General features: G+C 69.2%; 16 protein-coding genes. 2 read left to right on the top strand and 14 right to left on the bottom strand.

The window, feature by feature from the left end; translation table 11 throughout:
- From JF597_RS01385 to JF597_RS01330, 12 genes are all read right to left on the bottom strand, one after another.
- On the bottom strand, positions 1 to 223 hold a 223-nt coding region (locus JF597_RS01385), incomplete at its 3' end, for a hypothetical protein (RefSeq protein WP_293987459.1).
- 16 nt (positions 224 to 239) lie between these two features.
- Positions 240 to 431, bottom strand: coding sequence for a hypothetical protein (locus tag JF597_RS01380; RefSeq protein WP_293987457.1), 192 nt, complete (start codon positions 429 to 431; stop codon positions 240 to 242).
- A gap of 16 nt (positions 432 to 447) precedes the next feature.
- Positions 448 to 942 carry a hypothetical protein gene (locus tag JF597_RS01375; RefSeq protein ID WP_293987455.1) on the bottom strand — a complete coding sequence of 165 codons (495 nt, stop codon included), beginning with the start codon at positions 940 to 942 and terminating at the stop codon, positions 448 to 450.
- Positions 939 to 1,301 (bottom strand): hypothetical protein, encoded by a 363-nt coding sequence (locus tag JF597_RS01370; RefSeq protein WP_293987453.1) that lies wholly within the window; start codon positions 1,299 to 1,301, stop codon positions 939 to 941. The genes JF597_RS01375 and JF597_RS01370 overlap by 4 nt, the downstream gene beginning before the upstream one ends.
- Entirely contained in the window at positions 1,298 to 1,573 is a 276-nt protein-coding gene (locus tag JF597_RS01365) for a hypothetical protein (RefSeq protein WP_293987450.1), read from the bottom strand. The genes JF597_RS01370 and JF597_RS01365 overlap by 4 nt, the downstream gene beginning before the upstream one ends.
- Complete coding sequence (locus tag JF597_RS01360; protein WP_293987448.1) at positions 1,570 to 1,767, bottom strand: hypothetical protein; 198 nt, start codon at positions 1,765 to 1,767, stop codon at positions 1,570 to 1,572. Before JF597_RS01360 ends, JF597_RS01365 begins: the two co-directional genes overlap by 4 nt.
- Positions 1,768 to 1,769: 2 nt before the next feature.
- The gene (locus JF597_RS01355) at positions 1,770 to 1,910 is read right to left on the bottom strand and encodes a hypothetical protein (protein WP_293986647.1); all 141 of its coding nucleotides are present in this window, start codon (positions 1,908 to 1,910) and stop codon (positions 1,770 to 1,772) included.
- Positions 1,911 to 1,912: 2 nt separating this feature from the next.
- Complete coding sequence (locus JF597_RS01350; RefSeq protein ID WP_293987446.1) at positions 1,913 to 2,104, bottom strand: hypothetical protein; 192 nt, start codon at positions 2,102 to 2,104, stop codon at positions 1,913 to 1,915.
- A 5-nt stretch (positions 2,105 to 2,109) separates the two neighbouring features.
- Positions 2,110 to 2,250: a hypothetical protein gene (locus tag JF597_RS01345; protein WP_293987444.1), complete on the bottom strand. Its 141-nt coding sequence runs from the start codon at positions 2,248 to 2,250 to the stop codon at positions 2,110 to 2,112.
- A complete protein-coding gene (locus JF597_RS01340) occupies positions 2,250 to 2,408 on the bottom strand; it encodes a hypothetical protein (protein WP_293987442.1) in 159 nt (52 codons plus the stop codon). Before JF597_RS01340 ends, JF597_RS01345 begins: the two co-directional genes overlap by 1 nt.
- Positions 2,408 to 2,536, bottom strand: coding sequence for a hypothetical protein (locus tag JF597_RS01335; RefSeq protein WP_293987440.1), 129 nt, complete (start codon positions 2,534 to 2,536; stop codon positions 2,408 to 2,410). Before JF597_RS01335 ends, JF597_RS01340 begins: the two co-directional genes overlap by 1 nt.
- A 119-nt stretch (positions 2,537 to 2,655) precedes the next feature.
- Positions 2,656 to 2,793 carry a hypothetical protein gene (locus JF597_RS01330; protein WP_293987437.1) on the bottom strand — a complete coding sequence of 46 codons (138 nt, stop codon included), beginning with the start codon at positions 2,791 to 2,793 and terminating at the stop codon, positions 2,656 to 2,658.
- Between the two features lie 194 nt (positions 2,794 to 2,987).
- Here JF597_RS01330 and JF597_RS01325 point away from each other — a divergent pair, with 194 nt between their 5' ends.
- Positions 2,988 to 4,763, top strand: coding sequence for a hypothetical protein (locus tag JF597_RS01325; protein WP_293987434.1), 1,776 nt, complete (start codon positions 2,988 to 2,990; stop codon positions 4,761 to 4,763).
- An 86-nt stretch (positions 4,764 to 4,849) separates the two neighbouring features.
- Here the strand turns inward: JF597_RS01325 and JF597_RS01320 are convergent, their stop codons facing one another.
- Both JF597_RS01320 and JF597_RS01315 read right to left on the bottom strand, forming a co-directional pair.
- The gene (locus JF597_RS01320) at positions 4,850 to 5,038 is read right to left on the bottom strand and encodes a hypothetical protein (RefSeq protein WP_293987431.1); all 189 of its coding nucleotides are present in this window, start codon (positions 5,036 to 5,038) and stop codon (positions 4,850 to 4,852) included.
- On the bottom strand, positions 5,038 to 5,982 hold the full coding sequence (locus JF597_RS01315; RefSeq protein WP_293987428.1) for a hypothetical protein: 945 nt from the start codon (positions 5,980 to 5,982) through the stop codon (positions 5,038 to 5,040). Before JF597_RS01315 ends, JF597_RS01320 begins: the two co-directional genes overlap by 1 nt.
- A gap of 123 nt (positions 5,983 to 6,105) precedes the next feature.
- On the opposite strand from JF597_RS01315, the gene JF597_RS01310 reads away from it, so the two are divergent.
- On the top strand, positions 6,106 to 6,389 hold a 284-nt coding region (locus JF597_RS01310; protein ID WP_293987425.1), incomplete at its 3' end, for a hypothetical protein.

Here is a 6,389-nt window from a genome sequence, read left to right as displayed (position 1 = left end):
GCACCTTGACCGCGTACTGCCCGGCCGGGGTGCGCGCAATCGCCGAGGTGGCCCCGTACTCCCCGCGGCGCAGCCCCCGCCGCAGCTCGGCCTTGAGTAGATGCTCTGAGTGGTTCGCGATGAGCTCGGTAGCGACCGGGACGACCGGGCGGCGCCGGAGCGGGCCGGTGTTCGCGCCCGGCAGCCTCGACCGGGCGCGGATCGGCAAGTTGTCGTTCGGCAAGGTTCCGTCCTTTGAGCTAGTTGCGTGCCTTGATTCGGGCCATTGAGCTGCACATCTCGGCAAGCTCCTGGGCGTCCCTGGCGAGCTTGGATAGCTCGCCAGGGAGCATGTCTCGCAGGATGTCCTCGGCAGCCTCGATGTCCTCGAGTCCGACGGCGAGAAGAGCTTCCGTCTCCTGAAACGGCGTACCGAACTGGGTGCGGATCATGACGTCTCTCCCTTCGCTATCGGTGCGTGATGATCCAGCCGGCGGCCCCGCCGAGCACGCAGACCAGTCCGGCGACCCGAACCCCGGCGTCGACCCAGCGCGGGCTGAGCCGGCGGCCACCTCGGTACATGCCGGCGTCGCGGTAGGCGCGCTGGCGGTGCTGCAGGCTGATCGGGACCCGGCGCGGGTTGCGCCGGTTGTGCTGAGCGTTGTAGCGCGGCATGAGCAGGACGATCGCGGCCACCTCAAGCGGGCCGAGGATCCAGCCCCAGCCGAGCCACCACGGCAGCCGTAGCGCGTGCCAGCGCGGCGCCAGGTCCATCCACGGCTTGGCCGCGCAGCTCTGGTGCCGGCAGGTGCCCTCGTGGCAGGTCTGGCGCAGCGCCAGGTGCCGCGACTTGCCGACGTAGCCGTTCTCGTACCGGCCGGCGCGGCGGTGTTTCTCGGTGCGCGCCAGGTAGACGCCGGGCTTGCGTCGCTTGCAGCCGCGCCACCAGGATCGGATGCTCACCACTTCTCCAGTTCCCCGCGAGCGTTCACGGCGGCGTGCAGCCTTGGTGGCCGGGAGTGGCCGGCGTAGCGCCGGCAGCGCAGGCCGCCCGGTCCGGGTGCACCACACTCCTCGTCGGTGGAGGGGGCGGTGATGCTGTCCGGCCACGGCTCGGCGGATTCCCAACGATCGTCCATGTTCAACTCGAGCGTCACGGACTGGCCCTCGATGAAGGAGAGCGCCCACCCGTGGCCCGCGCCGTCCGGGGGTAGGCGGTACTCCAAGTGCATCTCGGAGTGCTCGCCGTCGCCGCCGTGCACCACGAGTTCGGTGCTGTCCGGCAAGTCGCGGATGGCCTTGCGCAGTTCTCCCAGGTTCATCGGGTCGTCGCCTTACAGTCGGGCCAGGCCTCGCCGACCTGGCACATCTTGTACGTGGCCTCGGAGACTTGTCCGCGATCGGTGGAGTTCCCGTACCGGACGGTGACGTAGTAGCGGTGCACGCACCACTCTCTGACGCCGCACTTCTGCTTCTCCGTCTTGACGACGGTGCCGGTGCAGCCCGACGAGCAGGGCTGCACGCGGCAGGCAGCCGCCACGGGCAGGGCCAGGGCGGTGGCCAGGAAGATGGCGACGGCGCGGCGCGCGTTCACGTCGGCCGTCCGAGGCACTGCAGGTCCACGTGCACTTCGGCGTCTGCGACTGTGTCGGCGAAGTCGCCGCGGTCGGTGCCTTCGGCGCCACAGTCGCACCGGTACACGTACCAGGGCTCGTCACCCTCGCCCGCATCCCACACCACCGCGGTGGTGCCCCGATCGTTCTCGCTCTCGATCAGGATCTTGGCCATGGCTACCTCCCCTGAGATTTGAGCGCCTTGTCGACCAGCTTGCCGACCAACCCCTTGGCCGGCTTGGTCACGACGACCTTCGGGCCGTCCTTGGTCATCCGGACGCCCTTGCGGACCGTGCCTTTCGGTAGCGCCTTGGCCATGGCTACTTACCGGGCTTCTGCTGGCCGCCGAAGAATCCCGATTTCGGGTCCTCGAAGTGCCGCTTGTGGACCCGGGATCCGGTGTCGCTCACGCCGAGCGGATCCGCCTTCGAGCCTTTCTTACCGTCGGCGGCGCACACGTCCCGCAGTCCGCTGTGGTCCCGGTCCTGCTGACTCTTACTGATCCATCCCATGCTGATCATCCCCACAGGTTCCGCGCGATGCGCTGAGCTCGGGTCTTGACGACGGTCACGGGGAAGTCGACTTCCTTGGTCCGGCGCATCTTGCGTGTCTCGACGCGGCCGGTGTTCTCGTTGACCTGGCCCACCTTCTTCGCCATCACTTACCGCCTCGGCGGCGGTAATCATCGAAGATGGCCTGCGCTTCGCGGTCGTAGTGCGCGGCGGCGTCGGGGTTACCGTTCTGCCGGTACTCCGCGGCCTTGCTTTTGCGGCCGTAGTAGTCCCGCTTCGCGGCTGCCTTGTCTGGCTTCGCCATCACTTCCGCCCCTTCCGGGCCTGTTCGACGGCGCGTTCCAGCTCGTAGGCCCGCTTCGTGGTGGCATCCAACTCCTCGGGCGAAACCATGCCGCGGAGTTGATCGCGCGCCCATTTCGTCTTCTGCATCGCCGTTCCGTGTTCCGGAAATCTGTCCTTGGCCATCGCTTGCCGTCCCTTCTGTCGCCGTCCTGGCGACCACCGCACCCGGGCCGACCGGGGAAGCGCCGGCCCGGGCGCGGAAGCCGTCAGGACTTGCCCTTGCCGCCCTGTTGGGCCTGTTTGCCCTGCTGGATCTTCTCGGTGAGGGCGGCGGCAGCCTTGACGGCCTTGCCGCTGGTGAGGAACTCGGTGAAGACGTTCGTTTCGCTGCCCTTGCTGGCCATGCTGGTCACTCCTGTTCGTTGGCAAGGAAACGGCCGGATGCGACCCGCATCTCTGGCTGAACCGCGCCCGGCCTCATACGCAGACTATAGCAGAGGTACGGGGTGTGCGTCCAGGCATCACCCGCCCCGGGCAATACTCATGTGTTATAGTCAGGATGTAGGAACAACCGCCCCTTGCCCGGGAGAACCTCACGATGACCGGCACCTTCCTTGACGTTGACGCCCCGGATACCGCGTGGCGCGGCACCTCCGAGGACCCGATCCCGGTCCTTCTCGGCCGCTACTCCAAGACGGCGTTCGCGTACCGCTTCCTCACCGGTCGACCGCTGGACGGCCACGCCCGCACCAACGCCACGTTCTGGCACGCCGGCACGCACGCACTCACCCTGAGCGGGCACACCGCCGCGCACAACTACTGGCCCGGCTGGAAACGCGGCCTGCTCATGACCCGGCTACCCGGCTTCGTGCTCGCGCCCTGGACGCTGGTGGCCGCCGGCACCGACTACGTAGGGCTGCACGACCCGTGGTGGCTCGACGCGTGGGCGCCCGGGCTGGCCTGGCTTCCGCTGCTCGGCTACGGCAGCCACCGCGGGGTGCGCTACGTGCAGACCTACCGCCACGAGAAGCAGTACCTACGCCCGATCCGGCAGGCCGCGTGGGCGGTGCTGCGCACCCGCGACGGCGTCTACGTGGACATCCCGCGCGGCATGGTGCACGGCAAGGACCTCGCGGCGACCGGGCGGATCGGGCTGCCCGCCGCTCAGGTGGCCGACGGCGACCGGGACCGGCTACTGGACGCGGTGCGCGAGCGGCTCGGCCACGAGGCGCTGGATGCTCGCTGGAACATGGAGGGCGCCAAGCCGTACATGGAACTGTGGACCCCGCCGCAACCGCCGGGCCAGGTCGACTGGCACACCATGCTGCAGCACGCCGACACCGAACGGCCCTACCTCGGACACAGCGCGGCCGGCGCGGTGCACTGGGACCTCGGCGATGACAGCCCGCACATCGGTATCGGCGGCGGCGCCGGGTCCGGCAAGAGCGAACTCATGGCCTGGATCGTCGCGCAGTTCATGCGCGGCGGATGCGGCACCGTCCTGCTCGACCCCAAGTACGTCTCGCACGGCTGGCTGGCGCGCATCCCCGAGGTGCTGTACTGCCGGGAACCGCAGATGATCCACGACACCGTGGTGTGGCTGGACATGGAGCTGCGCCGTCGCGGGGCCGCCGCTGCCGCTGCCGCGGATGCTGGCGAGCCGGAACCGGAGTTCGATCGGATCGTGGTTGTCCTCGAGGAACGCAACAGTCTGCAGACGATCATCCGAGACCACTGGATCGCGACCCGACCCAAGGGCGCGCCGTTGCGGGCGCCGGCCCTGGCCGCGCTGGACCGCCTCGCCAGCATGGGCCGCAGCTTCCGGATCAACGTGATCCTCGCGGCGCAGGAGGTCACCCGGGCCGAGATCGGCTCACGGAACAACTTCGGCGCGTTCGCCCTGGCCGGCCGGCTGCCGGTCGGCGCCTGGCGCCTGGTGATGGGCCCCAGCGCCAAGAAGCCGGCCATGAGCGCCAAGCCGGGTCGGTTCGGCTACGCCGTGGCCGGCACCGCGACCGTGTTCCAGGCGGCGTATCCGGACCTCAGGGAGCAGGCCGAGCGGCTGATCGCGTTCGCCACCAGCGGGGTGCCGCTGCTGGACGTGAAGATGATGATGCAGCAGTTCGATACACCGATCTTCCCCCGGTGGGAGCCTGCTACATCACCGGAGGACGACACCGAGGAGTACGTGAGCCTGCGCGACTTCGCCGAGCTGGACGAGGTGCCGTATTCGCTGGCCGCGCTGCGGTTGCACTCGCAGCGCGACGGGCGCACCTTCCCCGACGTGATGGGCACCGGCGCGCAGAACGCCAAGCTGTACCGACTGGCTGATCTGTACGAGTGGCTGGCCACCAAACAGGGCGACGGCGAGTAGCCTGGCTGTCGGTGATGGTCCAGGAAAACCGGACGGCCCCCGCAGCGAAGTCACATTCCGCGGGGGCCGTTCGCTGTCTGGGCTGGTCAGGGCAGCTTGCCCGGCCCGCCGATGTCACATCCGAGGCGATAATCATCCTCCAAACCCAACCGCTTGGCCTCGGCCCAGATCTCGCTGCGGTGCCGGGGCGGGTTGTCCGCGCAGTACGAGCAACCGCCCTGCAGGCAGACCGCGTCGAATGGCCAGCAGATCCGCCGCTTGCGCTCGCCGGCCATTACTGACCCGGCTCGCTGGCCAACTGGCCACGCCAGCGCCGCGCGGTACGCTCGGCCACCTCATACACGCTGGCCACCGCCTGATCGATCTCCTTCATGGCCGCGCCCTGCTCGACCATCCGGGCCACCATCTCGGCCACGCCTTCCGGGATGGCCATCGGTCGCGGCCGGTCCTGGCTCGGGATGGCCAGCCGATCCGGCCGGTTGGCCAGGTCCTCGGCGCTGGGCAGGTTGGCCAGCCGCAGGATGGCCTCGGCCTCCCGGTCCACCCAGCTGGCCGGAGAGACCGGCGCGGCTGGCCAGGACACGGACCTGACCGGCCGGTCGTCGATGGCCACGTCGATGTCCTGGTCATTGGCCTGGCCGGTGGCCAGGTGGTTGGCCACGATCTCATTGACCCGTTCGGCGGTCAGGCTGGCCACCACCTCGGTCAGGTCCGCGACCTGGCCAGTGGCCAGCGCGCCGGTCTGGCCAGCGAGCCGGCGCCCGGCCAGCAGGAGGGCGGTGGCCATGATGGCCATCGCGTCCAGGGCCAGCGGCTCGAGGATGGTGGCCACCAGGGGTTGCTGGCGGGCCAGTAGCAGGTCATGTAGGTGGAACCAGCTCACCACCATGGCCATCCCGCCGATGGCCAGGCAGCCGGTCCACCGCATGGCCTGCATGGGCCAGTCCAGGCCATCCCAGCGCGGCGAGACGAACATGTGCACGGCCAGCACCACCAGGCCGGGCATGGCCACCGCGATGGCCACGTCCATGCCGTCGGTGGCCGGTCCGCGGGTGCGCAGGACATCGGCCACGTTGCCGGCCATGGACAGGCCGGCGCCGGCCAGCAGGGCCACGTAGGCCACGGCGTTGGTCCACAGGTTGGCCAGGGTGGCCAGTGGGCCGCGCGGGTATCGCTCGGTCAGGGGCTGGCCATTGGCCAGGGCAAGAGAGTCGCTCATGTCCCTGACTATAACATAGGTTGGCCAGGGTCTGGCCAGGCCATTGGCCAATTTCGCCGGAGAGGGTTGGCCACTGGCCATACGTCTGTTATAGTGGAGGAACAGGGATGAGAGGACGACACCATGACAGCCAAGACCATCACCCGACGGCGGACCATTCAGCCCACCACCGACCGCCAGCGCTTCGACGCCGTGTTCGCCGGGCTCATCGCGCACGGCGTCGCCTACTGGTTCGATCTGCGCGGCGCAACCGGCGCCCGCGAGGACCGCTGGCTGGACTACACCCGCAACGCCGAGCGCTGCGGCACCGACCGGTGGGTCGGCGAGCACGTCGGCAACATCGATTGTGGCGGCGGGTTCTGGGGCGACGACGGCAAGCTGTACGGCGGACGCAAGGACGGCAAGCA

Source organism: Streptomyces sp., assembly GCF_019510245.1.
GTDB lineage: Bacteria > Actinomycetota > Actinomycetes > Streptomycetales > Streptomycetaceae > Streptomyces.
Note: the sequence above shows the minus strand (reverse complement) of the source record. Positions and strands in the feature narration are given on the sequence as shown.

Excerpts from the sequence above, each read along its gene's own strand:
- JF597_RS01380 (WP_293987457.1), bottom strand. The coding sequence starts at position 431 with ATGATCCGCACCCAGTTCGGTACGCCGTTTCAGGAGACGGAAGCTCTT.
- JF597_RS01370 (WP_293987453.1), bottom strand. The coding sequence starts at position 1,301 with ATGAACCTGGGAGAACTGCGCAAGGCCATCCGCGACTTGCCGGACAGC.
- JF597_RS01360 (WP_293987448.1), bottom strand. The coding sequence starts at position 1,767 with ATGGCCAAGATCCTGATCGAGAGCGAGAACGATCGGGGCACCACCGCG.
- JF597_RS01355 (WP_293986647.1), bottom strand. The coding sequence starts at position 1,910 with ATGGCCAAGGCGCTACCGAAAGGCACGGTCCGCAAGGGCGTCCGGATG.
- JF597_RS01350 (WP_293987446.1), bottom strand. The coding sequence starts at position 2,104 with ATGGGATGGATCAGTAAGAGTCAGCAGGACCGGGACCACAGCGGACTG.
- JF597_RS01345 (WP_293987444.1), bottom strand. The coding sequence starts at position 2,250 with ATGGCGAAGAAGGTGGGCCAGGTCAACGAGAACACCGGCCGCGTCGAG.
- JF597_RS01340 (WP_293987442.1), bottom strand. The coding sequence starts at position 2,408 with ATGGCGAAGCCAGACAAGGCAGCCGCGAAGCGGGACTACTACGGCCGC.
- JF597_RS01335 (WP_293987440.1), bottom strand. The coding sequence starts at position 2,536 with ATGCAGAAGACGAAATGGGCGCGCGATCAACTCCGCGGCATGGTTTCG.
- JF597_RS01330 (WP_293987437.1), bottom strand. The coding sequence starts at position 2,793 with ATGGCCAGCAAGGGCAGCGAAACGAACGTCTTCACCGAGTTCCTCACC.
- JF597_RS01325 (WP_293987434.1), top strand. The coding sequence starts at position 2,988 with ATGACCGGCACCTTCCTTGACGTTGACGCCCCGGATACCGCGTGGCGC.
- JF597_RS01320 (WP_293987431.1), bottom strand. The coding sequence starts at position 5,038 with ATGGCCGGCGAGCGCAAGCGGCGGATCTGCTGGCCATTCGACGCGGTC.
- JF597_RS01315 (WP_293987428.1), bottom strand. The coding sequence starts at position 5,982 with ATGAGCGACTCTCTTGCCCTGGCCAATGGCCAGCCCCTGACCGAGCGA.